The sequence below is a fragment of the Roseivivax sp. CAU 1761 genome, assembly GCF_054482755.1.
The window spans coordinates 19,516-43,844 of the sequence record NZ_JBTLRM010000016.1 but is presented as its reverse complement, the minus strand read 5'-3'; the positions used below and the strand labels follow the sequence as shown (position 1 = coordinate 43,844).

The 24,329-nt window shown below is 72.0% G+C and carries 26 protein-coding genes and 1 riboswitch; of the genes, 18 read left to right on the top strand and 8 right to left on the bottom strand.

Annotation, left to right across the window (positions count from 1 at the left end):
- Position 1: 1 nt before the first annotated feature.
- On the bottom strand, positions 2–832 hold the full coding sequence (gene modA / locus ACXYMW_RS11445) for a molybdate ABC transporter substrate-binding protein (RefSeq protein ID WP_459035453.1): 831 nt from the start codon (positions 830–832) through the stop codon (positions 2–4).
- Between the two features lie 150 nt (positions 833–982).
- Between modA and ACXYMW_RS11440 the strand changes: the two genes are divergently transcribed.
- The gene (locus tag ACXYMW_RS11440; protein ID WP_459035452.1) at positions 983–1,684 is read left to right on the top strand and encodes an ImuA family protein; all 702 of its coding nucleotides are present in this window, start codon (positions 983–985) and stop codon (positions 1,682–1,684) included.
- A 296-nt stretch (positions 1,685–1,980) separates the two neighbouring features.
- On the opposite strand, the gene ACXYMW_RS11435 is transcribed toward ACXYMW_RS11440, so the two are convergent.
- Positions 1,981–2,415, bottom strand: a complete 435-nt coding sequence (locus tag ACXYMW_RS11435; RefSeq protein ID WP_459035451.1) for a MarR family winged helix-turn-helix transcriptional regulator — start codon at positions 2,413–2,415, stop codon at positions 1,981–1,983.
- Positions 2,416–2,628: 213 nt separating this feature from the next.
- Here ACXYMW_RS11435 and ACXYMW_RS11430 point away from each other — a divergent pair, with 213 nt between their 5' ends.
- From ACXYMW_RS11430 to ACXYMW_RS11410, 5 genes are all read left to right on the top strand, one after another.
- Complete coding sequence (locus tag ACXYMW_RS11430; RefSeq protein WP_459035450.1) at positions 2,629–3,696, top strand: aromatic ring-hydroxylating dioxygenase subunit alpha; 1,068 nt, start codon at positions 2,629–2,631, stop codon at positions 3,694–3,696.
- A 72-nt stretch (positions 3,697–3,768) separates the two neighbouring features.
- On the top strand, positions 3,769–4,980 hold the full coding sequence (locus ACXYMW_RS11425) for an ABC transporter substrate-binding protein (protein ID WP_459035449.1): 1,212 nt from the start codon (positions 3,769–3,771) through the stop codon (positions 4,978–4,980).
- Positions 4,981–5,153: 173 nt separating this feature from the next.
- Entirely contained in the window at positions 5,154–7,016 is a 1,863-nt protein-coding gene (locus tag ACXYMW_RS11420) for an ABC transporter permease (protein ID WP_459035448.1), read from the top strand.
- The gene (locus tag ACXYMW_RS11415) at positions 7,013–7,786 is read left to right on the top strand and encodes an ABC transporter ATP-binding protein (RefSeq protein WP_459035447.1); all 774 of its coding nucleotides are present in this window, start codon (positions 7,013–7,015) and stop codon (positions 7,784–7,786) included. The genes ACXYMW_RS11420 and ACXYMW_RS11415 overlap by 4 nt, the downstream gene beginning before the upstream one ends.
- Positions 7,779–8,480, top strand: coding sequence for an ABC transporter ATP-binding protein (locus ACXYMW_RS11410; protein ID WP_459035446.1), 702 nt, complete (start codon positions 7,779–7,781; stop codon positions 8,478–8,480). Before ACXYMW_RS11415 ends, ACXYMW_RS11410 begins: the two co-directional genes overlap by 8 nt.
- 45 nt (positions 8,481–8,525) lie before the next feature.
- On the opposite strand, the gene ACXYMW_RS11405 is transcribed toward ACXYMW_RS11410, so the two are convergent.
- From ACXYMW_RS11405 to ACXYMW_RS11390, 4 genes are all read right to left on the bottom strand, one after another.
- Complete coding sequence (locus tag ACXYMW_RS11405; protein WP_459035445.1) at positions 8,526–9,389, bottom strand: substrate-binding domain-containing protein; 864 nt, start codon at positions 9,387–9,389, stop codon at positions 8,526–8,528.
- A 101-nt stretch (positions 9,390–9,490) separates the two neighbouring features.
- Entirely contained in the window at positions 9,491–10,333 is an 843-nt protein-coding gene (locus tag ACXYMW_RS11400) for an ABC transporter substrate-binding protein (RefSeq protein ID WP_459035444.1), read from the bottom strand.
- Positions 10,334–10,362: 29 nt separating this feature from the next.
- On the bottom strand, positions 10,363–11,082 hold the full coding sequence (locus tag ACXYMW_RS11395) for an ABC transporter ATP-binding protein (RefSeq protein ID WP_459035443.1): 720 nt from the start codon (positions 11,080–11,082) through the stop codon (positions 10,363–10,365).
- A 4-nt stretch (positions 11,083–11,086) separates the two neighbouring features.
- Positions 11,087–11,794, bottom strand: a complete 708-nt coding sequence (locus ACXYMW_RS11390; protein WP_459035442.1) for an ABC transporter permease — start codon at positions 11,792–11,794, stop codon at positions 11,087–11,089.
- A gap of 139 nt (positions 11,795–11,933) precedes the next feature.
- Here ACXYMW_RS11390 and tsaA point away from each other — a divergent pair, with 139 nt between their 5' ends.
- From tsaA to ACXYMW_RS11370, 4 genes are all read left to right on the top strand, one after another.
- The gene (gene tsaA, locus ACXYMW_RS11385; RefSeq protein WP_459035441.1) at positions 11,934–12,422 is read left to right on the top strand and encodes a tRNA (N6-threonylcarbamoyladenosine(37)-N6)-methyltransferase TrmO; all 489 of its coding nucleotides are present in this window, start codon (positions 11,934–11,936) and stop codon (positions 12,420–12,422) included.
- Between the two features lie 219 nt (positions 12,423–12,641).
- On the top strand, positions 12,642–13,508 hold the full coding sequence (locus tag ACXYMW_RS11380) for a hypothetical protein (protein ID WP_459035440.1): 867 nt from the start codon (positions 12,642–12,644) through the stop codon (positions 13,506–13,508).
- 138 nt (positions 13,509–13,646) lie between these two features.
- Positions 13,647–13,964 (top strand): antifreeze protein, encoded by a 318-nt coding sequence (locus tag ACXYMW_RS11375; RefSeq protein ID WP_459035439.1) that lies wholly within the window; start codon positions 13,647–13,649, stop codon positions 13,962–13,964.
- A gap of 114 nt (positions 13,965–14,078) precedes the next feature.
- Positions 14,079–14,315, top strand: a complete 237-nt coding sequence (locus ACXYMW_RS11370; RefSeq protein WP_459035438.1) for a DUF1127 domain-containing protein — start codon at positions 14,079–14,081, stop codon at positions 14,313–14,315.
- Positions 14,316–14,414: 99 nt separating this feature from the next.
- On the opposite strand, the gene aroC is transcribed toward ACXYMW_RS11370, so the two are convergent.
- Positions 14,415–15,524, bottom strand: a complete 1,110-nt coding sequence (gene aroC, locus ACXYMW_RS11365) for a chorismate synthase (protein ID WP_459035437.1) — start codon at positions 15,522–15,524, stop codon at positions 14,415–14,417.
- Between the two features lie 101 nt (positions 15,525–15,625).
- Positions 15,626–15,721, top strand: a riboswitch (TPP riboswitch).
- A 53-nt stretch (positions 15,722–15,774) separates the two neighbouring features.
- Between aroC and ACXYMW_RS11360 the strand changes: the two genes are divergently transcribed.
- The 6 genes from ACXYMW_RS11360 to ACXYMW_RS11335 all read left to right on the top strand — a co-directional run bounded on the left by ACXYMW_RS11360 (position 15,775) and on the right by ACXYMW_RS11335 (position 21,428).
- On the top strand, positions 15,775–16,758 hold the full coding sequence (locus ACXYMW_RS11360; protein WP_459035436.1) for a thiamine ABC transporter substrate-binding protein: 984 nt from the start codon (positions 15,775–15,777) through the stop codon (positions 16,756–16,758).
- The gene (locus ACXYMW_RS11355; RefSeq protein WP_459035435.1) at positions 16,734–18,251 is read left to right on the top strand and encodes an ABC transporter permease family protein; all 1,518 of its coding nucleotides are present in this window, start codon (positions 16,734–16,736) and stop codon (positions 18,249–18,251) included. The genes ACXYMW_RS11360 and ACXYMW_RS11355 overlap by 25 nt, the downstream gene beginning before the upstream one ends.
- Positions 18,238–18,939 carry a thiamine ABC transporter ATP-binding protein gene (locus ACXYMW_RS11350; protein ID WP_459035434.1) on the top strand — a complete coding sequence of 234 codons (702 nt, stop codon included), beginning with the start codon at positions 18,238–18,240 and terminating at the stop codon, positions 18,937–18,939. The genes ACXYMW_RS11355 and ACXYMW_RS11350 overlap by 14 nt, the downstream gene beginning before the upstream one ends.
- Positions 18,940–19,113: 174 nt before the next feature.
- Positions 19,114–19,818 (top strand): DUF484 family protein, encoded by a 705-nt coding sequence (locus ACXYMW_RS11345; protein ID WP_459035433.1) that lies wholly within the window; start codon positions 19,114–19,116, stop codon positions 19,816–19,818.
- Positions 19,815–20,744: a tyrosine recombinase XerC gene (locus tag ACXYMW_RS11340; protein ID WP_459035432.1), complete on the top strand. Its 930-nt coding sequence runs from the start codon at positions 19,815–19,817 to the stop codon at positions 20,742–20,744. The genes ACXYMW_RS11345 and ACXYMW_RS11340 overlap by 4 nt, the downstream gene beginning before the upstream one ends.
- Positions 20,745–20,822: 78 nt before the next feature.
- On the top strand, positions 20,823–21,428 hold the full coding sequence (locus ACXYMW_RS11335) for a glutathione S-transferase (RefSeq protein ID WP_459035498.1): 606 nt from the start codon (positions 20,823–20,825) through the stop codon (positions 21,426–21,428).
- A gap of 61 nt (positions 21,429–21,489) precedes the next feature.
- Here the strand turns inward: ACXYMW_RS11335 and ACXYMW_RS11330 are convergent, their stop codons facing one another.
- Positions 21,490–22,146: an outer membrane beta-barrel protein gene (locus tag ACXYMW_RS11330; RefSeq protein ID WP_459035431.1), complete on the bottom strand. Its 657-nt coding sequence runs from the start codon at positions 22,144–22,146 to the stop codon at positions 21,490–21,492.
- 257 nt (positions 22,147–22,403) lie between these two features.
- Here ACXYMW_RS11330 and petA point away from each other — a divergent pair, with 257 nt between their 5' ends.
- Together petA and petB are read left to right on the top strand one after the other, a co-directional pair.
- Positions 22,404–22,967: a ubiquinol-cytochrome c reductase iron-sulfur subunit gene (gene petA / locus ACXYMW_RS11325; RefSeq protein ID WP_459035430.1), complete on the top strand. Its 564-nt coding sequence runs from the start codon at positions 22,404–22,406 to the stop codon at positions 22,965–22,967.
- A gap of 11 nt (positions 22,968–22,978) precedes the next feature.
- Positions 22,979–24,319, top strand: a complete 1,341-nt coding sequence (petB, locus tag ACXYMW_RS11320; RefSeq protein ID WP_459035429.1) for a cytochrome b — start codon at positions 22,979–22,981, stop codon at positions 24,317–24,319.
- Positions 24,320–24,329 lie beyond the last annotated feature (10 nt).

Here is a 24,329-nt window from a genome sequence, read left to right as displayed (position 1 = left end):
CTCAGCCATCGGCCGGCCGGAAGCCGTGGCGGGCGAGCAGCGCCTGGCCGGGGGCGCCGGCGAGCCAGTCGAGGAACGCCGCCGCGAGCTCCGGCGCCGCCGCGTCCCGCGTCACCGCGCCGGGATAGACGATGGGGTCGTGGCTCCGCGCCGGGATGCCGGCCACCACCCGGACCCGCGGCTCGGCCGCGGCATCGGTGGCGTAGACCACGCCGAGCGCCGCCTCGCCCAGGGCCACCAGGCGCAGGGCGGCGCGGACATTGTCGGTCTGCGCCACCCGGGCCGCGACGCCGTCCCACAGCCCCAGCGCTTCCAAGGCTTGGCGGCCGTAGATCCCCGCCGGCACCGCCTCGACGAGCGCCATGGCGAGCCGGCCGTCGGCGGGCAGCCAGGCCGACAGGTCGGTCCCGGGGCCGAGCTCCGCGGGCGCCGCCTCGGTGGCCTCGGCCGCCGCCGGCGCCACCAGCACCAGGGCGTTGCGCATCAGGATGCGGCGCGTTTCCGGGCGGATCAGGTCGCGCTCGGCCAGCCAGTCCATCCAGTCCGCGTTGGCCGACAGGAACAGGTCGGCCGGCGCGCCTTGGGCGATCTGGCGCGCCAGCGCCGAGGAGCCGGCCGGCGAGATCACCGCCCGGTGCCCGGTCTCGGCCTGCCAGCTTTCCGCCGCCTCGCGCAGCGCGTCGCCGAGGCTGGCCGCGGCGAAGACGGTGATCTGCCCGGCCAGGGCCGGCAGCGGCGCGGCCAGGGCGGCGGCCAGCAGGGCGGCCAGCACGGGCAGTCGGACAAGGCGGCGCATGAAGGCTCCCGGGATCGTGGCGTCGGCGGCGAGCATGCCGTGCCCGGCGGGGCGGGGCAAGGCGACCCGCGGTCCCGGTCCGGGGAAGGGGCGGGCCGGGTCGGGGGTCGGGACATGGCCGGGGCGGGAAGCGGCGGGCGGCGCGAAGGGCTTGAGAACAAAATGCGAACGATTTATTCTGGCCGCATGCTGCACCCGCCGCTCGCCCGCAAGCCCCACACGCCGCTCCCGGCGCTCGAGATCTGGCCCGGCCTGGCCCTGCCCACGGCCCGGCTGCACGAGATCTGCGGCGCGGCCCGGCGCACCCTGGCCCTGCACCTGGCGGCGCGGGCCGCCGCGGCGGGCGGGCCGGTGCTCTGGATCGCGCCCGAATGGGGCGCCGATCCGCTCAACCCCGACGGGGTGGCGGCGCTGCTGCCCCCGGGCGCGCTGCTCTTCGTCACCGCCCGCCGGGGCGAGGACCTGCTCTGGGCGATGGAGGAGGCGCTGCGCGCGGGCGCGGCGCCGGTGGTGGTGGCCGATCTCGCCGGCCCGCCGGGCCTGACCCCGGTGCGGCGGCTGCACCTCGCCGCCGAGGCCGGCGCGGCGGAGACCGGACAGCGGCCGCTGGGGCTGATCCTGACCCCGGGGGAGGGCGGCGCGCCGGGGGTCGAGACGCGGCTGCGGCTCGACCCGGCGCACCGGCCGGAGCGCAGCCTCTGGCACCTGGTGCGGCTGCGCGCCCGCATGGCGCCGCCGCGCGACTGGTGGCTGAGCGCGGCCGGGCCGGGCGGCCGCGACCTCGCCCCGGTGCCGCCGCCCGGTCCCGGGGCCGGTCCCGAGACCGACCCGCAGACTGTCCCGCAGACCGGCCCAGAGACCGGCCCGGACCGCCCCGCGCCGGGCTGACCGCGGCGCCGCGCCCCGGCGCCGGGCAGAGCGCGTCGCCGGCCAGCGGCGCCCGCCGCGCCCCGATCCGCAAGGATCGCGGCGCCAGAGACGTCCGCGGCCCCGACCGGGGCCGCCGGATCATGCCCCCGAGCGGGACGGCGCGTGATGAGCGTGACGACGCGTGACCGGGCGGGACGGCGCGCGACCGAGCGGGACGGCACGTGACCGGGCAGGACGGCGCGTGACCGGGCGGGGCGGCGCGCGACCGAGCAGGGCGGCGCGCCCCCGAGCGGGGCGGCGCGCGGCCGGGCGCCTCAGAGCTTGTCGAGCAGTTTCACCAGGCGCTCCGCCTCGCGCCGGGTCAGCCGCGACAGCGTCTCGGCGGTGATTCGCTCGGCGATCTCCACCGCCTCGTCGGTGAAGGCCGTGCCGGCCTCGGTGAGCGAGATCTCGAGCCGCCGCATGTCGGTCCGGGACGGCGCGCTCTGCACGAAGCCCTTGCCCCTGAGCCGGTCCACCACGCCCTTGGTGGTGGCGGCATCCATCCCCACCAGCCGGCCGAGCTGGTTCTGGCTGATCGTGCCCTCGTCGCGCAGCTTGGCCAGCACCGCGAACTGCGTCGGCGTCACCTCGGGCATCCGGCGCGAGAAGATCTCGAGGTGTTTCTGGTTGGCGATCCGCAGCTTGAAGCCGATCTGCTGCTCCAGCCGGTAGACCGGCGCGGCGCCATCCTGTTCAATGTCTTGCATCGCGAAATCCGTTCTGGATGCGGGCCTGGACCGGGCGCGCCAATGGCCTCCGGCTTACTGTCTGCCCGCCCCGGTGGCAAGCTGCCCGGACCCTGGCCGGTTTCCCGGACAGGCTCAAGAAATTGTTTGACAGCTAACAGTATCCTGCGGCCTGATGGGGGCACGCCACGGGCCCCGCCCGGCGCCGCCGACCGAAGTAGAGGGAGGTTCCCGATGCCCTTCGTCCGCAATGCCTGGTACGTCGCCGGCTGGTCCCGCGACTTCGCCGACGAACTGGCCCCGATCCGCATCTGCGCCCAGAACCTGGTGCTGTTCCGCGCCTCCGACGGCCGCCTCGCGGCGCTCGAGGACCGCTGCCCGCACCGGCTCCTGCCGCTGTCCAAGGGGCGGCGCATCGGCGACACCATCCAGTGCGGCTATCACGGCATGACCTTCGGCGCGGACGGCAAATGTGTGCGCGTGCCGGGCCAGGCCAACCTGCCGGCCTCGGCCTATGTCGACGCCTATCCGGTCGAGGAGCGCCACGGCATCGTCTGGATCTGGATGGGCGACCCCGCCCTTGCCGATCCCGACACGATCTTCGACCTGCCCGAGATGTCCGACCCGGACTGGCACGCGCATCACGGCGACGGGCTGCACATCCGGGCGAACTACCTCAACGTGGCCGAGAACCTCGTCGACCCGGCGCATGTCAGCTTCGTGCACCCCACGACGCTCGGCAATGCCGCCTCCGAGAACGTGCCGGTCCATGTCCGGACCAGCGGCGAGGCCATCGTCGCCTGGCGCTGGATCCGCGACTCCGAGCCGATCGGCTTCTTCAAGAAGTTCGGCGGCTTCACCGGCAATGTCGACCGCTGGCACTACTACTACCTGCACCTGCCCTCGACCGCGGTGATCGATTTCGGCTCCGCCGACACCGCGCTCGCCCTGCCCGAGGAGGAGCGCCAGCGCGGCGTGCGGATCTTCGCGCTGCACTTCGTCACCCCGGTCGACGAGGGCTACACGATCGACCACTGGATGCACCTGCGCAACACCGCCCAGGGCGACGAGGCCGCCTCCGCGCAGATGGACGCGATGTTCCGCGTCGCCTTCTCCGAGGACAAGGAGGTGCTGGAGGCGATCCACGAGGAGGAGCAGCGCCCGCAGAAGCGCAAGCCGATCCGCATCGCCATCGACAAGGGCCCCAACGTCTACCGCAAGCGCATCCGCGAACTGGTCGAGGCCGAGGCCACCGAGGATCTCGGCGAGCCGGAGCGGCCGGTTTACGTGCATCACGACTGACACTTGGCAAAACATACAATACCGTCCCGATACGCAAAGAAGATCGGGCATCCCGACAGAGAGGACCACCACATGCATCGCAAGACGTTTCTCGCCGGACTGGCCGGGTTGAGTGTCGCCGCCGCCGCGGGCCTGCCGGCCCTGGCGCAGGAGGGCGAGCCGATCAAGGTCGGCGAGATCAACCATTACAAGCGCATGGCCGCCTTCGCCGAGCCCTACAAGAAGGGCATCGACATGGCGCTGGAGGAGATCAACGCCGAGGGCGGGGTGATGGGCCGGCCGCTGGAATTCGTCTACCGCGACGACCAGGGCGAACCCGGCGAGGCGATCAAGATCGCCGAGGAGCTGATGACCCGCGAGGGCACGGTGATGATCACCGGCTCGATCCTGTCCAATGTGGGCCTGGCCATCGCCTCGCTCGCCGACCAGAAGGAATGGGTCTATCTCGCCGCCGAGCCGCTGGCCGATGCGGTGACCTGGTCCCAGGGCAACCCCTGGACCTTCCGGCTGCGCGCCTCGACCTACATGCAGGCGGCGATGCTGGCCGAGGCGGCGGCCGAGACCGATGCCACCACCTATGCCACGATCGCGCCCAACTACGCCTACGGCAAGGACGCCGTCGCCGCCTTCAAGGAGGTGCTGACCGAGCTCAAGCCCGAGGTCGAGTTCGTCGCCGAGCAATGGCCGGCGCTGTTCGGCATCGATGCCGGCGCCGAGGTGCAGGCCATCGAGCGCGCCAAGCCCGATGCCATCTACAACGTCACCTTCGGCCCCGACCTCGCCAAGTTCGTCCGCGAGGGCAACACCCGCGGCCTGTTCCAGGGCCGCGAGGTCTATGGCCTGCTCTCGGGCGAGCCGGAATACATGGAGCCGCTGGGCGAGGAGGCGCCCGAGGGTTGGACCGTCACCGGCTATCCCTGGTACGATTTCGAGGGCGACGCCAACGCCGAGTTCGTGACCGCCTACCAGGAGAAATGGGGCGAGACGCCGAAGATCGGCTCGCTGGTGGGCTACGCCACCGCGCTCTCCATCGCCGCGGCGCTGGAAAAGGCCGGCTCGACCGAGAGCGACGCCATCCGCCAGGCCTTCGAGGGGCTCGAGGTCGAGACCCCGGCCGGGCCGATCACCTACCGCGAGATCGACAACCAGTCGACGCTCGGCGCCTGGGTCGGCAAGACCGCGCTGCAGGACGGCGCCGGCGTCATGGTGGACTGGGAATACAAGGACGGCGCCGATTACCTGCCGGACGACGACAAGGTGAAGGAGCTGCGCCCGGCCGAATGAGCCGCGGGCCGCGGCCCCGGGCGGCGCGGGATTCGGCCCGTTCCGTCCGCCGGGCCGGGCCCTTCGTCCCCCGCAGGCCCGGCCGGCGCCCCCGGCCCGGCCGCCAGGGGGCCCGCCGGAACCGCCCGGCCTGACCGCGCGCCCCTCATTTCCCCATATCGACGGAGACCTTCATGGGCCTCATCCTCGCCCAGCTCCTCACCGGACTGGCCGACGCCGCCGCCTTGTTCATGGTCGCCTCCGGGCTGTCGCTGATCTTCGGCGTCACCCGGATCGTGAATTTCGCGCATGGCTCCTTCTACATGCTGGGCGCCTATATCGGCTACACGCTGATGCAGGTGCTGCCCGGGGCGGTGGGCTTCTGGGGCGCCATCCTGCTGGCCGGCATCGCCGTCGGCCTGATCGGCGCCTTCGTCGAGATGGTGGTGCTGCGGCCGGTCTATTCGGCGCCGGAACTGTTCCAGCTGGTCGCGACCTTCGGGGTCATCCTCGTGGTGCAGGACCTGGCGCTGATGGTCTGGGGGCCGACCGACCTTCTGGGGCCCAGAGCGCCGGGGCTGAAGGGCATCGTGCGGATCATGGACGAGCCGGTGCCGCTCTACGATCTGGCGTTGATCGCGATCACCCCCTTCGTGGCGCTGGCGCTGTGGTACCTGATCGCCCGCACCCGGGTCGGCGTGCTGGTCCGCGCCGCCACACAGGACCGCGAGATGGTCGGCGCGCTCGGCGTCAACCAGTCCTGGCTCTTCACCGGCACCTTCTTCCTCGGCTGCGCGCTGGCGGGCCTCGGCGGCGCGCTGCAGCTGCCCAAGGGCGGCGCGGATCTGCTGATGGACTTCACCATCCTGGCCGAGGTCTTCGTCGTGGTGGTGATCGGCGGCATGGGCTCGCTGCCCGGGGCGCTGCTGGCGGCGGTGCTGATCTCGGTGCTCAAGGTCTTCGGCGTGTCCTACATGCCGCAATCCACCCTGGTGCTGATGTACGTGGTGATGGTCGCGGTGCTGATCGTGCGCCCCTTCGGCCTGCTCGGCCGCGAGGAGGTGGCGGGCGAGCTGGGCCAGGTCGGCGAGCCCGAGCGCCCGGTCAAGCCCGCCGGCACGCCGGTGCGACTGATCGTGACGCTGCTGATCGCGGCGCTGGCCACGGTGCCGCTCTGGGGCGACAATTTCGCGGTCGTGCTGGTCACCGACATCCTGATCTTCTGCCTGTTCGCGGCCTCGCTGCACTTCCTGCTGGGGCAGGGCGGGCTGGTCTCCTTCGGCCATGCCGCGTTTTTCGGCGGCGGCGCCTATGCCGCGGCGCTCTTCGTGACCTATGCCGGCACCCCGATGGAACTGGCGCTGATCCTTGCGCCGCTGGGCGCCGGCCTCGCCGCGGTGGTGATCGGCTGGGTCTGCCTGCGCTCCACCGGGGTCTATTTCGCCATGCTGACCCTGGCCTTCGCGCAGCTTCTGTGGAGCCTCGTCTACCAATGGGGCAGCGTGACCGGCGGCGATGACGGGCTGGTGGGCATCTGGCCGTCGAAATGGGCCGACGACAACGACGTGTTCTTCTACCTCGCGCTGGTGCTGGCGGTGGGCGGCATCCTGGTGATCCGCCAGGTGATCCACTCGCCCTTCGGCTACGCGCTGCGCGCGGCGCGCGACAGCGCCCGGCAGGCCGAGGCCACCGGCATCCACACCAAGCGCGTGCAATGGGTGGCCTTCGCCTTCGCCGGCATGATGGCGGGCGTTGCGGGCGGGCTCTTCGTGTTCTCCAAGGGATCGGTCTTTCCCAATGAGATGGAGATCGCCCGCAGCTTCGACGCGCTGATCGTGGTGTTCCTCGGCGGCGTGAAGACGCTGTCGGGCGGCTGGGTCGGCGGCGCGGTGTTCAAGGGGCTCGAGGACGTGCTGACCCGCTTCGAATACTGGCGCCTGCTGCTCGGCCTGACGATCATCCTGGTGGTGATCCTGGCGCCCGAGGGCATCGTCGGCGGCCTGCGCAAGCTGGGCGAGAAACTGGGCATCGTGAAGACGGCGGAGGATCCGCGATGAACGCCATCCTGCAGGTCTCCCACCTGTCGCGAAACTTCGGCGCCATCCGCGCCGTGGACGATGTCAGCTTCGAGCTGCACCGCGGCGAATTGCTGGCGCTGATCGGGCCCAACGGCGCCGGCAAGTCCACCTGCTTCAACATGCTGATGGGCCAGCTGAAGCCGAGCTCGGGGCAGGTGACGCTCGACGGCGAGGACATCACCGGCATGGCGCCGCGCCGGGTCTGGCGGCGCGGCGTCGGGCGCACCTTCCAGATCACCGCCACCTATGCCTCGATGACGGTGATCGAGAACGTGCAGATGGCGCTGCTGTCGCATCACCACCGGATCTATTCGTTCCTGTCGCACGCGGCGCGGCAATACCGCGCCGAGGCGCTGGCGCTGCTCGACACGGTCGGCATGGCCGACCAGGCCGAGCGGCACTGCGCGGTGCTGGCCTATGGCGACCTGAAGCGGCTGGAACTGGCGGTGGCGCTGGCGCACGAGCCGAAGCTGCTGCTGATGGACGAGCCCACCGCCGGCATGGCGCCGCGCGAGCGCGTGGCGCTGATGCGTCTGACCGCCGACATCGTCGCCGAGCGCGGCGTCTCGGTGCTGTTCACGGAGCATGACATGGATGTGGTCTTCGCCCATTCGCACCGCATCATGGTGCTGAATCGCGGGCAGCTGATCGCCGAGGGCGACGCTGCGGCGATCCGCGCCAATCCGCAGGTCCAGGAGGTCTATCTCGGCGGCGGCACGCTGATGGCGCAGGAGACGGCCCATGCTTGAGGTCCGGAACGTCGAGACCTTCTACGGCAAGGCGCAGGTGCTGAACGGGCTCAGCTTCGAGGTCGGCCGCGGCCAGGTGGTGGCGCTGCTGGGCCGCAACGGCGCCGGCAAGACCACGACGATGAAGTCGATCATGCAGATGGTGCCGCCGCGCCGCGGCACGGTGCGCTTCGACGGCCGCGACATCACCGGCTGGCCGTCCCACCGGGTGGCCAAGGCGGGGCTCGGCTACGTGCCCGAGGAGCGCCGCATCTTCACCCAGCTCACGGTGATGGAGAATCTCGAGGTCGGCCGCCAGCCGGCGCGCAACGGCTCCGTGGCGTGGAGCGAGGAGGCGCTGTTCGAGCTTTTCCCGAACCTGCGCGAACGCGCCGGCAACCGCGGCAAGGCGCTGTCGGGGGGTGAGCAGCAGATGCTGACCATCGCCCGGACGCTGATGGGCAATCCCAGCCTGGTGCTGCTCGACGAGCCCTCCGAGGGCATCGCCCCGGTGATCGTCGAACAGATGGCCAAGGCGATCCTGCGGCTGAAGGCCGAGGGGCTGACGGTGCTGCTCTCCGAGCAGAACCTGCACTTCGCCCGCGCCGTGGCCGACCGCGTGGTGATCATCGAGCATGGCGAGGCCAAGTTCGCCGGCACCCTGGCCGAGCTCGAGGCCCAGCCCGAGGTGCGCGACGCCTATCTCTCGGTCTGACCGGGGGCGGGCGCCGGTCCCGCGGCGCTCGCCGGCCGGGGCGGCTCAGCCGTTCCAGCGCACCCGGCCGGCCTCGGCCACGTCGTAGCCTGGCATCCGCGCCGCCTGGTCGCGGAAGGCGGCGCTGGCCAGGAAGGCGGCGAAGCGTTGCAGGGCAGGGTCGAACCAGGCCTTGCGGTCGACGAGGATGTCGAAGCGCTCCTCGATCAGCGGGCGGAAATCGAGGCCGTGCGCCTCGGCCAGCGCCTGCAGCCCGAAGGTGGCGTCGGCGGCGCCCTGCTGGACCGCCAGCACGGCGTCGGATTCGTTGCGCGCGGCCTCGGTCAGGGTGAGCGCGGCGCGGCGCAGCCCGGCCTCCGCCAACAGGTGGTCGAAGACCGATTCGGTGCCCGACCCGGCCTGCCGCGGCACCATCCGCCGGCCCGGCAGGTTGTCGAGCCCGGCAATGCCCGATCCCGGCCGCACCACGAGCCCGCGCCAGCGCCGGGCAAAGCCCAGGAGCACCGCGCCGGTGCCCGCCGCCTCGGCCTCCACCGCCGCGACGTTCCAGCCGGCCTCGCCGCCATAGAGGTGCAGCCCGGTGGCCACGCCCTCGCCGGCCACGAAGCGGGTGAGCCCGTCCTGCGAGCCGTCGAACAGCGTGGCGAGCCCGGCCTGGGCCTGGCGCAGCGCCCAGTCGAGCAGCGGGTCGTGGCTGCCGAGGAAGACCGGCGGCCGGTCGGCGGCCGGCGCCACCGCGCCGTTCAGCGCGCCGCGGGCGATCCAGGCGCGGATCTCGCGTTCGGGAAACAGCAATTTGCCGGTGACCTTGGAACAGGGCACGGCGCCGGAGGAGGCGAGGTCGTAGACCTTGCGCTCCTTGATCCGCAACAGATCCGCGAGCTCCCGGACGGTCAGGAAATCGGGCATCGCGGGGGGCTCGTCACGGTGGCTTGCATCGCCGCCAGTATGCGCCGGGCGGGCGCCCGGGGACAAGCCGGCAGGCCCGCCGGTCCGCCCCGGGGCGGGCGTCACTTCGCCGCGTTCGGGAAGAACAATTGCTGGCCGTCGACCTCGAAGGCGGCGATGGCGCGCTGGCCGGCCTCCGCCAGCAGCCAGTCGATGAAATCCTGCCCGGCCGCGGCGTTGACCGAGGGGCAACGCTCCGGGTCGACGAGGATCACGCCGTACTGGTTGAACAGCGCCGCGTCGCCGGCCACCGCGATCGCCATGTCGCCCTTGTTGGCGAAGCTGATCCAGGTGGCGCGGTCGGTCAGGGCGTAGGCCCCCATGCCGAGCGCCACGTTGAGCGTCGCGCCCATGCCCGACCCGGTCTCCCGGTACCAGGCGCCCGATCCGGCGTCGGGATCGCGCCCGGCCGCCGCCCAGAGCGCGCGCTCGGCCTTGTGGGTGCCGCTGTCGTCCCCGCGCGAGGCGAAGGCGGCGCCGGCATCGGCAATCGCGGCCAGCGCCGCGGCGGCATCGTCGGTGCCGGCGATCCCGGCCGGGTCATCGGCCGGCCCGACGATGACGAAGTCGTTGTACATCACGTCGAAGCGTTCGACCCCGTGGCCGGCCGCGACGAAGGCCTCCTCGGCCTCGCGGGCATGCACCAGAAGCACGTCGCCGTCGCAGTTCTCGGCGTTCTTGATGGCCTGGCCGGTGCCCACCGCGACGACGTTGACATCGATCCCCGTCGCCTCCTCGAACTGCGGCAGCAGCGTGTCGTAGAGGCCGGAATTCGCGGTCGAGGTGGTGGATTGCACGAGGATGGCGGGCGCCTCACCGGTGTCGGCGAGTGCCGCCCCGGCGAGGGCGGCGGTGGCGGCACCGGCGGCGAGGGAGGCGCGGAGGCGGGGCAGGGGCAGGGGCATGGCGGCTCCGTGAAGGTGCGGGGAACGGTTCAGACGACGAGGCGTCCGGCGAGGAAGTCGCGGACATCGCGGCCGGCGGGGGCGCCGAGCACCCGCGCCGCGGGGCCCTGATCGGCGAGGCGGCCGCGCATCAGCACCACGATCTCGCTGGCCAGGCGCTCGGCCTGGGCCCGGTCATGGGTGACCAGGACGATCTTGGTGCCGGCCCGCGCGACATCGCCGAGAAGCGCCTCGATGAGCCGGGCCGAGGCCGGGTCGAGGCTGGCGGTCGGCTCGTCCAGAAGCAGCAGGCGCGGCGCCGTGGCCAGCGCCCGGGCCAGGGCCAGGCGCTGCTGTTCGCCGCCCGAGAGCCGGCGCGCCGGCTGCGCCTCGCGCCCGGCCAGCCCGACCCGCGCCAGAAGCTCGGCGCGCCGCGCACGGCGTCCGGCGCGCGGCAGGACGAAGTCCAGGTTGGCCGCCACGGAGCGGCGCAGCAGAACCGGCTTCTGGAACACCAGCGCCTGATCGGGCGGCGACAGGCCGGGCGACACGACGCGGCCCGAATCCGGCGGGACGAGGCCCTGCAGGACCCGCAGCAGCAGGCTCTTGCCGGCGCCGTTCGGCCCCATGATCGCGGTGATTCCGCCTTCCGAGAGGCGCAGAGACAGGTCATGGAGGAGCGGCCGGCCGTCGCGGATCAGGCTGACCCGCTCGAGTTCGGGCAGGCGCGGCCCCGGGGGGCTCTGGAGCGCGTCGGGGACGGGGTGCATCAGGTCACGCATGGGCGGCCCGCGCCGCGGTTAGCCGCACGCCGTGCACCGCTGCGTTGACCGCCAGCGCCAGCACCATCAGCATCATGCCGAGCGCCAGCGCCAGCGCCAGTTCGCCGCGCGAGGTCTCGAGCGCGATCGCGGTGGTCATCACCCGTGTCAGGTGGTCGATATTGCCGCCGACGATCATCACCGCGCCGACCTCGGCCACCGCGCGGCCGAAGCCGGCCAGCGCCACGGTGAGCAGCGCGTAGCGCCCGTCGCGCAGCAGCGCGGCGATCTTGGCCCGCCGGCTCAGCCCCATCGAGCGGAAGAACTCGTCGTATTCGCCGTGCAGATCCTCCAGCACCTGCCGCGACAGCGCCGCCACGATCGGGGCGATCAGGATGGTCTGGGCGATGATCATCGCTGCGGGCGTGTAAAGCAAGCCGAGAAAGCCCAGCGGCCCGGCGCGCGACAGGTGCAGGTAGACCACCAGCCCCACCACCACCGGTGGCAGGCCCATCAGGGCGTTGACCGCGATCTGCACCGCCTGGCGCCCGGGAAACCGCGAGATCGCCAACGCCGCGCCGAGCGGCAGGCCGATCAGGCAGGCGATCAGCGTGGCGCTCAGGCTGACGCGGAGCGACAGCGCGACGATCTCCCACAGATCGGCGTCGCCGGACAGCACCAGCGCCAGGGCCAGCCCAAAGCTTTCGCCAAGATCCTGCACGCTTCTCCCGATTTTGCAGAATTTCCGTCATCCTGTTTATTTCCCGTCCGGCGCTCCGGTGCAAGGGCCATTCGCCTTGCGGTTTCCCGCCCGGGCGCGCGATCATGGCGGTCTTCGGGGCCGGCTGCGGAGGACGGGCATGGACGGCGACAGCGACGCGATCCGCGCGGGCGAGACCTCCATCTCGCTCCCCGACCCCAAGGATGCGACGCTGCGCTTCATCGGGCGCATCCGCACGCCCTTCGCCAGCCGCGCCGAGTGCCCGCGCCAGGGCCGCGAGGACGGGCCGGAATGCCGGCTGGAACTCGACCCGGCCTGGGGCGCCGCGCTGGACGGGGTCGAGGCCTTCGAGCGTCTCGACGTGCTCTACTGGCTCGACCGGGCGCGCCGCGACCTCGTGACCCAGAGCCCGCGCTCGGACGGGTCCACCCGCGGCACCTTCGCGCTGCGCTCGCCGGTGCGGCCGAACCCGATCGGGCTGGCCCGCGTGCGGCTGGTGCGCCGCGAGGGCTGTGCGCTGGTGGTGCGCGGGCTCGACTGCATCGACGGCACGCCGCTCCTCGACATCAAGCCGGAGGCCTGCGCCTTCACGCCGCAGGCGCCCGCCAAGGCTGCGGATCGCCGCTGAACATCCGGTCATTCCGGCCGCTTGTCGGCCGCGGCACCGGCAAAGCGCCGCCGATCACGGCCAAGTTTTCCCGACCGCGCAACCCGGCCGGAACGCCGGGTGTTGCATTTGCGACCCTCTCGTGATGAGGCTTTTGGGGCGATGCCGCAGTGCAGCATTTGCGGCGCGAGTCGGGTGGGTCGGACATGCGTCCCGGGCCGCAGCAAAAGGAATCGAGAGATGTACATGATCAGTCCCCTCGCCTTCACCGCCGCGATGGTCGGTTTCGGCAACCGCTTCTGGACCGCTCAGATGCAGCTGACCCAGGCCTTCTACGATGCCGGCCTGCAGCAATTCCGGCTGGCCTCGGAGCTGCAGGCCCCGCTGATGGGCAATATCTGCGCGCCCTTCGCCGGGCGCGCCCGCCAGATCGTCCCGCAGGACGGCACGGTGCCGCTGGCCGGCGGCGCCGAGAGCCGGGATGCCGCGCCGGAAGAGGCGGAGATGCCGGCGGTGACCGCGACCGCTCCGGCGGAGCCCGCCGCAGAGGCGGCGCCGGAGGCCGCACCGGAAGCGACGGAGGCCGCGGCGCGCGCCGCCGAGCCGCAGGCCGCACCAAGCCGGGCCGAGAGCCCGGCGGCCCCGGGCCGGCGCGCGACGGGCCGCAAGGCCGCCGGCAAGCGCGCCGCCGCGAAACCGGCCAAGGCCGCCAAGACCGCCAAGCCCGCGGCCCCGGCCGCCGAGACCAAGCCCGCGGAGCCTTCGGGCCAGAGCAAGCCGGCTGCCCCGGCGCAGGCAACCCCGTCCGCCGCCCCGGCGCAGGCGGCGGCCGGCGCCGCCGCTCCGAAGCGCGCCGAGGCCACGACCAAGGCGCCGGTCGATTACGCCGCCGATTACGCCAGCACGGTGCCGGCCGCGGCCCCGTCCGACCTCGGATCCGCGGCGGCAAAGGCCGCGGAGTCGATCCGCGAGGGCAGCAGCGCCGCGGCGCGCGACGAGGGCGGCGAGGCTGCGGGCAGCCGGGCCCGGCGCCAGCCGGCGACGCCGCCCGCCATGGACGCCCCGTCCGGGGGCGCCGGCAACCGCGGCGACAAGAGCCGCTCCTGACCGCAATTCGTCGCCCGGCCGCATCGGCGCGGGCGGCGATTCACTGCCTCCGTCGGTCGGCGCGACCCGCGGTGCCTGAACATCCGATCCCCGGGGGCGAGCGCGCCGTCCCCCATCCAGCCACGGAGGCATTTCCGAATGAAGGCGTACAGAGTGAACCCGGTCGATTACTGGACCGCGTCGCTGCAGCTCGGGCTGCTGGCGGTCGAGACCCAGGCCGTGATGGCCATGCGCCTCTGGGGCATGGCGGGCCTGTGGAACGTCACCGGGACAGAAAACTCGGTGATGGTGAACGAGAAGCCCGGCGCGCTGATCGATTCGGCCATGAGCGCGGTGGCGGCGGGCCTGCGCGGCGCTCCGCCCGACCAGATCATGCTCTCCGCCATCCGGCCGCTGCGCAACAAGACCCGGAGCAATTCGCGCCGTCTGGCCAAGCGCGGGCCGAAATTCTACTGACCGCGCCCGCCGCAGCCATGCGGCAGGCGCATCGCGGCCATCCATCCTTGGCGGTTTGCGCCGGTTCGCGAACTGCCTATCTGGCGGGCAGGGAGGGGACGACCTGATGATGGAATGGACGAAATCCAAATGGCACAGAGTGCATCCCCCGCTGCCGCACCGGCGTCCGCGGGACTTCTGACCCGGGGCCTTTCCGCGCTTGGCCGCGCGCTGAGCTTCCTGGCGGAGAACAACCCGCGCTACCAGCAGCTCCGCGCGGTCCAGATGATGAGCGAGGCCGAGCTTGCCGCGCGCGGCGTGACCCGCGCCGACATGGTCCGGCGCATCTTCCACGACCGCTCCTACCTCTGAGGAGCCGGGACCCCGAGGCGCCGTCCGCTGTGGACGGCCCGTCCGGGGGGACCTCGATCGCGGGCCAGGGGGGGGAGGGCCCCTCCCTGCCGCCGCATGTCAGGGGGTGCCGATGGCGCCCCGCCGGCCGCCGGTCTGCGCCCGGTCGAGCAGCAGGTGGTCGAGCAGCACGCAGGCCATCATCGCCTCGCCCACCGGCACCGCGCGGATGCCCACGCAGGGATCGTGCCGCCCCTTGGTGACGACCTCGGTGGGCTCGCCCGACTTGGTGATCGAGGCCCGCGGCGTCAGGATCGACGAGGTCGGCTTGACCGCGAAGCGCACCACCACGTCCTGCCCGGTGGAAATGCCGCCGAGGATGCCGCCGGCCCGGTTCGAGCCGTAGATCGGCCCGCCATCGGGGCCGAGCCGGATCTCGTCGGCATTGTCGACGCCGGTCAGCGCCGCGGCGCCCATGCCCTCGCCGATCTCCACGCCCTTGACGGCGTTGATCGACATCATCGCCGCGGCCAGATCGGTGTCGAGCTTGGCATAGACCGGCGCGCCGAGCCCCGCCGGCAGGCCATGCGCCACCACCTCGATCACCGCGCCGCAGGAATTGCCCGCCTTGCGCAGCCCGTCGAGGTAGTCCGCCCAGTCCGCCGCCGCCGCTTCCGAGGGCACCCAGAACGGGTTGCGCTCGATCTCGGCCAGGTCGCGGCCCTCCTCGCGCAGCCGGTGCGGGCCCATCTGGACCATGTAGCCGGTGATCGCGAGGTCGGGCAGCAGCGCTTTCAGCGCCGCCCGCGCCACGCCGCCGGCGGCGACCCGCGCCGCGGTCTCGCGGGCCGAGGAGCGGCCGCCGCCGCGGGGATCGCGGATGCCGTATTTCTGCCAGTAGGTGATGTCGGCGTGACCCGGCCGGAAGGTCTGGGCGATCTCGCCGTAATCCTTGGAGCGCTGGTCGGTGTTCTCGATCATCAGCTGGATCGGCGTGCCGGTGGTCCGGCCCTCGAAAGTGCCGGACAGGATCCGCACGGCGTCGGGTTCGCGCCGCTGGGTGGTGTATTTCGACTGGCCGGGCTTCCGGCGGTCGAGCCAGTGCTGGATCATCTCCGCGTCGAGTTCGACGCCCGGCGGGCAGCCGTCGACGGTGCAACCCAGCGCCGGGCCGTGGCTCTCGCCCCAGGTGGTGACGCGGAAGACGTGACCGAAGGTGTTGAAACTCATGCCGCAGGCTCCTCTGTCGCCCCCGCTGTTAGGCGAGGGGTGCGGGTCTCTCAAGGCTTTTCGCTTGCAGGGGCGGGGCCGGCGGCCTAGCTCTCGTGCCACCTCGGGGTGCCGGCGCGCGACAGGCGCGCGGCTGAGATGCGGCCCCGGCCGCGAACCCGTCGAACCTGAACCGGGTAACACCGGCGGAGGGAAGGCCGGGCCGCAGCGCCCTCCGGACCGTCCCCCGCGAACCATGGAGGATCGGCCCATGAAAGCGTCCCTCACCTGCCTCGCGGCCCTGGCCTTCGCCCCGGCGGCGCTGGCCCAGGACAACGTGCTCACCGTCTATGCCGGCGATTACGTCACCTCGGAATGGGGCCCCGGCCCGAAGATCGAGGAGCTGTTCGAGGCCCGCTGCGGCTGCGACCTGCAGTTCAAGCCCGGCGACCTGCTGCCGCGGCTGCTGCTCGAGGGCGCGCGCACCGAGGCCGACGTGGTGTTCGGCCTGAACACCGACGTCACCAGGAAGGCCCGCGAATCGGGTCTCTTCGCGCCCCACGGCCAGGACGTCTCGGGCCTGACCCTGCCGATCGAGTGGCAGGACGAGATCTTCCTGCCCTACAATTGGGGCCACACCGCCTTCGTCTACGACACCGACCGGGTGGCCGAGCCGCCCGCAAGCTTCGACGCCCTGCTGGCGGCGCCGGACGACCTGAAGCTGGTGATCCAGGATCCGCGCAGCTCGATCTCGGGGCTGGCGCTGGTGCTCTGGGTGCAGGCGGTCTACGGCGACGAAGCGCAGGCGGCCTGGGAGAAGCTGGCGCCGAAGATCCTCACGGTGACGAAGGGCTGGTCGGAGAGCTACGGGCTCTTCACCGAGGGCGAGGCCGACATGGTGCTGTCCTACACCACCTCGCCGGCCTACCACATCATCGCCGAGGAGGACGACACGGTGAAGGCGGCGATCTTCCCCGAGGGCCATTACTTCATGGTCGAACTGGCCGCCAAGGTCGCCGGCACCGACAATCCCGAGCTGGCCGACGCCTTCATGGCCTTCATCCTGTCGCGCGATTTCCAGGAGATGATCGCCACCGGCAACTGGTCCTTCCCGGCCCAGCTGCCGCAGGAGGACTGGCCCGAGGGCTTCCGCCAGCTCGACCTGCCCGAGACGGCGCTGTTCTACGACGAGGACGAGGCCGCGGCGCTGAAGGACGAGGCCATCGCGGCATGGCGCGCCGCGCTCTCGCAGTAACCGCCGGCAGCGCCGTCGCGCTGCTGACGCTGGCGCCGCTGGCGGCGGTGATCTGGCGCGCCGGCGCGGCCTCCGGGCTGGCCCCGGGCGACGGCCAGGCCTTGCGCTTCACGCTCTGGCAGGCCGCGCTGTCGGCGCTCTTCAGCGTGGCGCTGGCGATCCCGGTGGCGCGGGCGCTGGCGCGGCGGCGCTTTCCCGGCCGCGCCGCGCTGGTGGCGCTGATGGGGGCGCCCTTCATCCTGCCGGTGATCGTCGCGGTGATGGGGCTGATCGCGGTCTTCGGCAGCCGCGGCCTCGTCAACGGGGCGCTGGGCGCGCTCGGCCTGCCCGAGATGAGCATCTACGGCCGCCACGGCGTGGTCATCGCGCATGTCTTCTTCAACCTGCCGCTGGCCACCCGGATGATCCTGCAGGGCTGGCAGGCGATCCCGGCCGAGCGGCTGCGCCTCGCCGCCGCGCTCGACCTGTCGCCCTGGCAGATGCTGCGGGTGATCGAGGCGCCGATGCTGGCCCGCATCGCGCCCTCGGCCTTTGCGGTGATCTTCGTGATCTGCCTGTCCTCCTTCGCCGTGGCGCTGACGCTGGGCGGCGGGCCGCGGGCGACCACGGTGGAGCTCGCGATCTACCAGGCGATGCGGCTCGACTTCGATCTCGGCCGCGCCGCGCTCCTGTCGCTGCTGCAGCTGGCGCTGGCGCTGACAGCCGGGCTGGTGGCGCTGCGGCTCTCGGGCGGGCAGGGCTTCGGCGCCGGGCTCGACCGGGTGGTGCCGCGCTGGGACGGCGCCGGGCGGCTGTCGCGGACCGGCGACACGCTCTGGATCGCGCTGGCCGCAAGCTTCCTGCTGCTGCCGCTGCTGATGGTGGCGCTGCGCGGCGCGCCGGGGTTGCTCGCGCTGGGGCCCGGGGTCTGGCAGGCCGCCGGCCATTCGCTGCTGGTGGCGCTGGGCTCGACGGCGCTCTGCCTCGCCTGGGCGCTGCCGCTGGCCAGCCGCCGCGGCGAGGTGCTGGGCCTTCTGGGCATCGCGCTGTCGCCGCTGGTCCTGGGCACCGGGCTGTTCCTGCTGCTGCGCCCGGTGGCCAACCCGCTCAGCCTGGCGCTGCCGGTGACCGCCCTGGTCAACGCGCTGATGGCGCTGCCCTTCGCGCTGCGCATCCTGCGCCCCGAGGCCGAGACGGTGCGCCGCGATTACGGCCGGCTCTCGGCCGCGCTGGGCCTCTCGGGGCCGGTCTGGCTGCGCCGCGTCTACCTGCCGCGGCTGCGCCGCCCGCTGGGCTTCGCCGCGGGCCTCGCGGCGGCGCTGTCGATGGGCGATCTCGGCGTCATCGCGCTCTTCGCCGATCCCGACCGCGCGACCCTGCCGCTGCAGGTCTACCGGCTGATGTCGGCCTACCGCATGGACCAGGCCGCCGGGGCGGCGCTGCTGCTGCTGATCCTGTCCCTGGCGCTGTTCTGGGGCTTCGACCGGGGAGGGCGCATCGATGCTCGTGCTTGACGGTCTGCGCGTCGGCGCCGGCAGCTTCGCGCTCTCCGCCGACCTGACCCTGCCGGGGCGTGGCCGGGTGGCGGTGATCGGCCCCTCGGGCGCCGGCAAGTCGACGCTGCTCGACGCCGTGGCGGGCTTCCGGAGCCCGGAGGCCGGGCGCATCCTCTGGCAGGGGGCCGACATCACCGATCTGGCGCCCGGCGCGCGGCCGGTGGCGATGCTGTTCCAGGACCAGAACCTGTTCCCGCATCTGAGCGTCGAGCAGAACCTGATGCTGGCGCTGCGCCCCCGGGGCGGCAGGCCCGGCGACGCGGACCGCGCCAGGATCGCCGCGGCGCTTGCGCGCGTCGGGCTCGACGGGCTGGGCGGACGCCGGCCGGGCGCGCTGTCGGGCGGCCAGCAGAGCCGCGCGGCGCTGGCGCGGCTGGTGCTGCAGGACCGCCCCGTGCTGCTGCTCGACGAGCCCTTCGCGGCGCTGGGCCCGGCGCTCAAGGCCGAGATGCTCGACCTCGTGGCCGAGGTGGCGGAGCGCCAGGACGCGCTCTGCCTCATGGTGACCCACGACCCCGCCGATGCCCGCCGCTTCGCCGCCCAGACGGTGCTGGTCTCCGAGGGGCACGCCGCGCCGCCGCGCGACACCGAGGCGCTGTTCGCCGATCCGCCGCCGGCGCTCGCGCGCTATCTCGGCCGGGGCTGAGCCGGCCCCCGTGGCGGTCCGGTCACGCCCCCCGCCGGGGCGCGCGCCGGGGGGCTTGCGCCGTTGACAGCTCTGCGAAACTTTAACAAACAGCCACAATATATTCGGATCGCCGCGAAAATTCATCCATATGCAGCGGTCCGGGAACGGAGCAGAAGCGCGCGAGGCCCCCGCATGTCCAACCCCGCCATCGACGAGACCCTGCGCGAGACCCTGCTCGCCGCCCCCGATCTGCTGCTCGACGATGCCGATCTGATGCGGGCGCTGGTGGGCGCCAACGAGCGCAGCATGGGCGGCAACATCGTCGATCTGCGGGGCATTGCGATGGAGCGTCTGGAACGCCGTCTCGACCGGCTGGAGGAGACCCACCGCTCGGTGATTGCCGCGGCCTACGAGAACCTCGCCGGCACCAACCAGATTCACCGTGCGGTGCTGCGCCTGCTCGACCCGCTGGAATTCGAAGGATTCCTGCGCGAGTTGCGCGGCGAGGTCGCCGACATCCTGCGCGTCGATTGCGTGCGGCTGATCCTCGAAAGCCACGAGGGCGGCGAGGTGCCCGCCTTCCGCCGTCTCGGCGGCGTTCTGGCGCTGGCCGAGCCGGGCTTCGTCGACGACTATCTCGGCGCCATCCGCGGCGGCCGGCCGCGCCCGGTGACGCTGCAGCAGGTCGGCGCCGGCGACCCGAGGGTCTATGGCGAGGAGGGCCGGCGCGTGCGCTCCGAAGCCTGCCTGCGGCTCGATCTCGGCGAGGGGCGGCTGCCCGGCCTGCTGATGCTCGGCGCGACCTCGCCGGAACAGTTCACCCCGCAGCACGGCACCGACCTGCTGGGCTTCTTCGGCGGGGTCTTCGAGCGCGCCATGCGCCGCTGGCTGGAATGAGCCTGGCGCCGTCCCCGCAGGCGCGCGACGCGCTCGAGGCGTGGCTCGCCGCGATGCGGGCCCTGGACGGCGCGGCCGAGAACACGATCACCGCCTATCGCGGCGACGCGGTGGAATTCGTGGCCTTCATGAACCTGCACAAGGGCGAGGGCGGCGGGCTTGCCGCGCTCGCCGCGATCTCGGTCACCGACATGCGCGCCTGGATGGCGCATCTGCACGGCCAGGGAACGGCGCCGCGCTCGATGGCGCGCAAGCTCTCGGCGGTGAAGTCGTTCTATCGCTGGCTGGCCAGGCGCGAGGGCTTCGAGCCCACCGCCGTGCTCTCGGCGCGGCCGCCGCGCTTCCAGAAGAAACTGCCCCGCCCGCTGGCCGAGGATGCGGCGCGGGCGATGATCGACACCGTGGAGATGCAATCCGCGACCGCCTGGATCGGCGCCCGCGACGCCGCGGTGGTGACGCTGCTCTACGGCTGCGGGCTGCGGATCTCCGAGGCGCTGGGCCTGACCTGGCGCGACCTGCCGCTGGGCGAGACGCTGCGCATCGCCGGCAAGGGCGGGCGGGAACGCATCGTGCCGGTGCTACCGGCGGCGCGGGCGGCGCTCGACCGCTACCTCGCGCTCTGCCCGTTCGAGCCGGGGCCCGACCTGCCGGTCTTCCGCGGCGCCCGCGGCGGCCGGCTGAGCCCGCGGCTGGTGCAGAAGGTGACCGAGAAGGCGCGCATGCAGCTCGGCCTGCCGGCCACCGCGACGCCGCACGCGATGCGCCACAGCTTCGCCACCCACCTGCTGTCGGCCGGCGGCGACCTGCGGGCGATCCAGGAATTGCTGGGCCATGCCTCGCTGTCCACCACCCAGGCCTATACCGGCGTCGATTCGGTGCACCTGATGAAGGTTTACGCCGCCGCCCATCCCAAGGCCCGCGGCTGAGGCGGGCCGGCACCGGCTTGGCTCCCGCGCGGCGGGCGCTAGCGTCACCGGCGAGTCGCGAGGAGGCCTTCGGACATGATGCAACTCTACAAGGCGGGGCCGTCGCCCTTCGTGCGCAAGGTGCTGGTGCTGCTGCACGAGACCCGGCAGATCGACGATGTCGAGATGATCGCGGTAACCGCCAACCCGCTCGACCCCGACCCGACGCTGACCGCGGCCAATCCGCTGGGCAAGATCCCGGCCCTGGCGCGCCCGGACGGGCCGATGCTCTACGACAGCCGGGTGATCTGCCGCTATCTCGACGCCCGCGCCAAGGCCGGGCTCTATCCCGAGAGCCGGCTTTGGGAGATCCTGACGCTGGAGGCCACCGCGGACGGCATCATGGAGGCCGGCGTGTCGATCGTCTACGAATCCCGCTTCCGCCCGGCGGACCGGGTGCACGGGCCCTGGATCGACGGCCAGTGGGGCAAGGTGACGCGCGCGCTCGACGTTCTCGAGGAACGCTGGCTGTCGCATCTCGGCGGGCGGCTGACCATGGCGCAGATCGCGCTGGGCTGCGCGCTGGCCTATCTCGATTTCCGGCTGGGCGACCGCGACTGGCGGGCCGGGCGCCCGGGGCTCGCGGCCTGGCATGCGGGCTTCGCGGAGCGCGCCTCGATGCGGGAGACCGCGCCGGCGGCCTGATCGCGCGCCGCGCGCCCCGGCGGGGCGCGCCCGGCCCCGGGCCTCAGAACTTCCGTGGGCCTCAGAACTTCAGCGTCAGGCCGAAATTCAGCGCGTTGGTCTTGATGTCGGTCTCCAGCGTGCCGTCATCCTCCAGTTCGACCTCGTTCGAGGAATAGGTGAACTGGTATTCGCCGAACACCGCGACGCGGTCGGACAGGTCGTAGCTGGCGCCCGCGGTCAGCCGCGCCGCCGGACCGCCGATCTGCAATCCGAACGTGTCGCTGCCGGTGGTGGTGTCGACATCGACATGCGGCAGCGAGATCCCGAGCCCGCCGCCGACATAGGGGGTGACCGGACCCCACTGGCCGGGCCAGCGGTACATGGCGTTGGCGGTGAGGATGTTCAGCCCGTCGGTGAACTCCATGTCGTCGAAGCCGATCGCCGCCTTCTCGTCGTCGGGCGCGTAGACCTTGGCATGGGTGAATTCCAGCCCGAAGCCCAGCTGCTCGCTGCGCCACCAGGTGCCGCGCAGGCCGTAATAGGGCGGCATCTCGAAGGACTTGCCGTCCCAGCCGATCAGCGCGTCGTAATCCGCCCCGGTGCCCGGATACTCGCCCGAGACCCGGCTGTGCGGCGAGGTCTGCCACCCCGAATAGAGCGAGAACTCGATATCCTGCGCCGCAGCGGCGGCGGGAACGCCAAGCAGCATGGCCAGGGCGAGGGGGAGCGATCGCATCGGGGGGCCTTTCTCGGGGTTCGGTCCGGCGGCGGCCGGCGGGGATCTGTTGGGCGGGGATCTTTTGAAGGACGATATAGGTCCGGCAGGCGCACCTCAACCGCGACACATGCGCGCTTTCGGTTTTTGTGCACGGAAGTGTTCTGGACGGTCCAAACCCTCGGCGCTAAAAGGCGCGACCATGACGGCCCCGGAACTTTTCGGGGCCCTGGACGTGCAATTTGGCCCTCGGGGCCGAGCAATCGGGAGAACGCCTCGTGTCCCACGCAGACGATACCGCAGGTACCCGGAGGGATTTCCTCTATTACGCGACCGCCGGGGCCGGCACCGTCGCCGCCGGTGCCGCGGTCTGGCCGCTGGTCAACCAGATGAACCCGTCCGCCGACGTGCGGGCGCTGTCCTCGATCCGCGTCGACGTCTCGGGCGTGGCCGAGGGCTCGCAGCTCACCGTCAAGTGGCTGGGCAAGCCGGTCTTCATCCGCAACCGCAGCGCGGCCGAGATCGAGGAGGCCCGCGGCGTCGACGTCTCCGAGCTCATCGACCCGGTGGCGCGCAACGCCAACATCCCCGGCGAGGCGGCCGCGGCCGACGAGAACCGCTCGCTCGACGAAGAGGGCCGCTGGCTGGTGATGATCGGCGTCTGCACCCATCTCGGCTGCGTGCCGCTGGGCAACGGCGCGGGCGATTACGACGGCTGGTTCTGCCCCTGCCACGGGTCGCATTACGACACGTCCGGCCGCATCCGCCGCGGCCCCGCCCCCCAGAACCTCCCCGTTCCGGTGGCGGAGTTTGTCGACGAAACCACGATCGTCCTCGGATAAGGGAAAACACGATGTCGGGCATTCCCCACGACCATTACGAGCCCCGGACCGGCGGCGAGGAGTGGCTGCACACGCGGCTGCCGATCCTCGGGCTGCTCTACGACACGATCATGATCCCCACGCCCAAGAACCTGAACTGGATGTGGATCTGGGGCATCGTGCTGACCTTCACGCTGGTCCTGCAGATCGCCACCGGGGTCACCCTGGTGATGCATTACACCCCGGATGCCGACCTCGCCTTCGCCAGCGTCGAGCACATCATGCGGGACGTCAACGGCGGCTGGGCGCTGCGCTACCTGCACATGAACGGCGCCTCGCTGTTCTTCGTCGCGGTCTACGCCCACATTTTCCGCGGCCTGTATTACGGCTCCTACAAGACCCCGCGCGAAGTCACCTGGATCATCGGCATCCTGATCTACCTGCTGATGATGGGCACCGCCTTCATGGGCTACGTGCTGCCCTGGGGCCAGATGTCGTTCTGGGGCGCCACCGTGATCACCGGCCTGTTCGGCGCCATCCCGTTCATCGGCGAGCCGATCCAGACCTGGCTGCTCGGCGGACCGGCGGTCGACAACTACACGCTGACCCGCTTCTTCTCGCTGCACTACCTGTTCCCGTTCATCATCGCGGGCCTGGTGATCGTGCATATCTGGGCCTTCCACACCACCGGCAACAACAACCCCACCGGGGTCGAGGTGCGCCGCGCGTCGAAGGCCGAGGCAGAGAAGGACACCGTGCCGTTCTGGCCCTATTACGTGATCAAGGACCTGTTCGCGCTGGCGGTGATCCTGGCGATCTTCTTCGCCATCGTGGGCTTCATGCCGAACTATCTCGGCCACCCCGACAACTACATCGAGGCGAACCCGCTGGCGACGCCGGCGCACATCGTCCCGGAATGGTACTTCCTGCCGTTCTACGCCATCCTGCGCGCCTTCACCTCCGAGGTCTGGGTGGTGCAGATCGCCTCCTTCGTCACCGGCGGCATCATCGACGCCAAGTTCTTCGGCGTGCTGGCGATGTTCGGCGCCATCGCGGTGATGGCACTGGCGCCCTGGCTCGACACCTCCAAGGTGCGCTCGGGCCGCTACCGGCCGATGTTCAAGTGGTGGTTCGCGCTGCTCGTGGTCGACTTCTTCGTCCTGATGTGGCTCGGCGCGATGCCGGCCGAGGAGCCCTACGCCACCTTCTCGCTGATCGCCTCGGCCTACTGGTTCGCCTACTTCCTGGTGATCCTGCCGCTGCTCGGCGTGATCGAGAAGCCGCTGCCGCGTCCCGAGACCATCGAGGCCGATTTCGACCGGCACGCGTCGAAGACCGGCGGCACCAAGACCGCCGTCTCGCCGGCCGAATAAGACAAGGACC

Coding starts and splice junctions, on each gene's coding strand:
- ACXYMW_RS11425 (WP_459035449.1), top strand. CDS start 3,769: ATGCATCGCAAGACGTTTCTCGCCGGACTGGCCGGGTTGAGTGTCGCC.
- ACXYMW_RS11420 (WP_459035448.1), top strand. CDS start 5,154: ATGGGCCTCATCCTCGCCCAGCTCCTCACCGGACTGGCCGACGCCGCC.
- modA (WP_459035453.1), bottom strand. CDS start 832: ATGCTCGCCGCCGACGCCACGATCCCGGGAGCCTTCATGCGCCGCCTT.
- ACXYMW_RS11370 (WP_459035438.1), top strand. CDS start 14,079: ATGGACGAAATCCAAATGGCACAGAGTGCATCCCCCGCTGCCGCACCG.
- petB (WP_459035429.1), top strand. CDS start 22,979: ATGTCGGGCATTCCCCACGACCATTACGAGCCCCGGACCGGCGGCGAG.
- ACXYMW_RS11335 (WP_459035498.1), top strand. CDS start 20,823: ATGCAACTCTACAAGGCGGGGCCGTCGCCCTTCGTGCGCAAGGTGCTG.
- ACXYMW_RS11360 (WP_459035436.1), top strand. CDS start 15,775: ATGAAAGCGTCCCTCACCTGCCTCGCGGCCCTGGCCTTCGCCCCGGCG.
- ACXYMW_RS11330 (WP_459035431.1), bottom strand. CDS start 22,146: ATGCGATCGCTCCCCCTCGCCCTGGCCATGCTGCTTGGCGTTCCCGCC.
- ACXYMW_RS11440 (WP_459035452.1), top strand. CDS start 983: ATGCTGCACCCGCCGCTCGCCCGCAAGCCCCACACGCCGCTCCCGGCG.
- ACXYMW_RS11415 (WP_459035447.1), top strand. CDS start 7,013: ATGAACGCCATCCTGCAGGTCTCCCACCTGTCGCGAAACTTCGGCGCC.
- tsaA (WP_459035441.1), top strand. CDS start 11,934: ATGGACGGCGACAGCGACGCGATCCGCGCGGGCGAGACCTCCATCTCG.
- ACXYMW_RS11380 (WP_459035440.1), top strand. CDS start 12,642: ATGTACATGATCAGTCCCCTCGCCTTCACCGCCGCGATGGTCGGTTTC.
- aroC (WP_459035437.1), bottom strand. CDS start 15,524: ATGAGTTTCAACACCTTCGGTCACGTCTTCCGCGTCACCACCTGGGGC.
- ACXYMW_RS11355 (WP_459035435.1), top strand. CDS start 16,734: ATGGCGCGCCGCGCTCTCGCAGTAACCGCCGGCAGCGCCGTCGCGCTG.
- ACXYMW_RS11340 (WP_459035432.1), top strand. CDS start 19,815: ATGAGCCTGGCGCCGTCCCCGCAGGCGCGCGACGCGCTCGAGGCGTGG.
- ACXYMW_RS11410 (WP_459035446.1), top strand. CDS start 7,779: ATGCTTGAGGTCCGGAACGTCGAGACCTTCTACGGCAAGGCGCAGGTG.
- ACXYMW_RS11405 (WP_459035445.1), bottom strand. CDS start 9,389: ATGCCCGATTTCCTGACCGTCCGGGAGCTCGCGGATCTGTTGCGGATC.
- ACXYMW_RS11375 (WP_459035439.1), top strand. CDS start 13,647: ATGAAGGCGTACAGAGTGAACCCGGTCGATTACTGGACCGCGTCGCTG.
- ACXYMW_RS11430 (WP_459035450.1), top strand. CDS start 2,629: ATGCCCTTCGTCCGCAATGCCTGGTACGTCGCCGGCTGGTCCCGCGAC.
- ACXYMW_RS11435 (WP_459035451.1), bottom strand. CDS start 2,415: ATGCAAGACATTGAACAGGATGGCGCCGCGCCGGTCTACCGGCTGGAG.
- ACXYMW_RS11345 (WP_459035433.1), top strand. CDS start 19,114: ATGTCCAACCCCGCCATCGACGAGACCCTGCGCGAGACCCTGCTCGCC.
- ACXYMW_RS11400 (WP_459035444.1), bottom strand. CDS start 10,333: ATGCCCCTGCCCCTGCCCCGCCTCCGCGCCTCCCTCGCCGCCGGTGCC.
- ACXYMW_RS11395 (WP_459035443.1), bottom strand. CDS start 11,082: ATGCACCCCGTCCCCGACGCGCTCCAGAGCCCCCCGGGGCCGCGCCTG.
- ACXYMW_RS11350 (WP_459035434.1), top strand. CDS start 18,238: ATGCTCGTGCTTGACGGTCTGCGCGTCGGCGCCGGCAGCTTCGCGCTC.